This is a genomic window from Massilia sp. MS-15 (assembly GCF_020176695.1).
In the GTDB taxonomy this organism is placed as follows: Bacteria; Pseudomonadota; Gammaproteobacteria; order Burkholderiales; family Burkholderiaceae_D; genus Telluria; species Telluria hydrophila.
Genome location: NZ_JAIWIA010000100.1, coordinates 1 through 948, shown reverse-complemented (window position 1 = coordinate 948; position 948 = coordinate 1). Strand labels below are relative to the sequence as shown.

General features: G+C 59.1%; 1 protein-coding gene. It reads right to left on the bottom strand.

Annotated elements, in window-relative coordinates:
* Positions 1 to 21: 21 nt before the first annotated feature.
* Positions 22 to 884 (bottom strand): IS5 family transposase gene (locus tag LCI23_RS20450; RefSeq protein WP_374041198.1). Its coding sequence is split into 2 segments (ribosomal slippage): positions 22 to 515 and positions 515 to 884, totalling 864 coding nucleotides; the frame shifts between segments, so codons are not numbered across the junction.
* Positions 885 to 948: the final 64 nt, after the last annotated feature.

Here is a 948-nt window from a genome sequence, read left to right as displayed (position 1 = left end):
CTAGGGTCTGTCTGACTGAGTTCAGGGAAGCCATAACATTATTGTCGCCACGATGACTGCGGCGAGGTAGTTATGGCCGCGCTTGTCGTAACGCGTTGCAACGGCGCGGAAGTCCTTCAGTCGGTTGATCGCCCGCTCGACGACGTTGCGGCCTTTGTAAGCTTCGACGTCGAACCTTGGTGGCGCGCCACCGTTGCGTCCCTTGCGCAGTCGGCTTTTCTGCGCATCGAGACGTTCAGGACACACACAGCGTATCCCGCGGTTTTGGATCTGCTGTCGATAATGACGTGCGCCATAGGCGCGGTCGACGCGCAAGCACGAGGGACGTTTGCGAGGCCGGCCACGGGCAGGACGCGGTACCGAGATGGCATCGAGAACCTGTCCAAGATTTGCCGCATCGCTGCATTGTCCAGCAGTGACGACAATCGACAAGGGCAGACCGTGCCCATCAACACACAGGTGAATCTTGCTGGTGATGCCGCCGCGCGATCGGCCGAGCCACTCGTCAGTTATGAGCCCCTTTTTTCCGCCGCAGGCAATTTCTTGCGGGCCCCGGCGGCGCTACGGTGAGCTTTGATGTGTGTAGCATCGAGCGCAGCGCCATCCCAATCGATCAGGCCAGCTTCATCGGCTGCCGCTTGCATGACTGTGAGCAAGCGCTTCCAGGTACCGTCGCGCGACCAGCGGACAAACCGGTCATAACAGGTCTGCCAAGGCCCGTAGCGCGCTGGAATGTCGCGCCAAGGCGCCCCAGTCCTTAAACGCCACAGGATTCCATTGATCACATGTCGGTGCTCGACATAAGCATGACCGTGATGCGGATTTGGCGGCAGATGGGATTCCAACCGCCGCCATTGCTTCTCGGTTAGATCAGTTCGGCTCATCTTCATAGCCCTCCCGATCTAATTTTCTCATTCTTCGCCTTCGCTCAGTCAGACAGACCCTAGC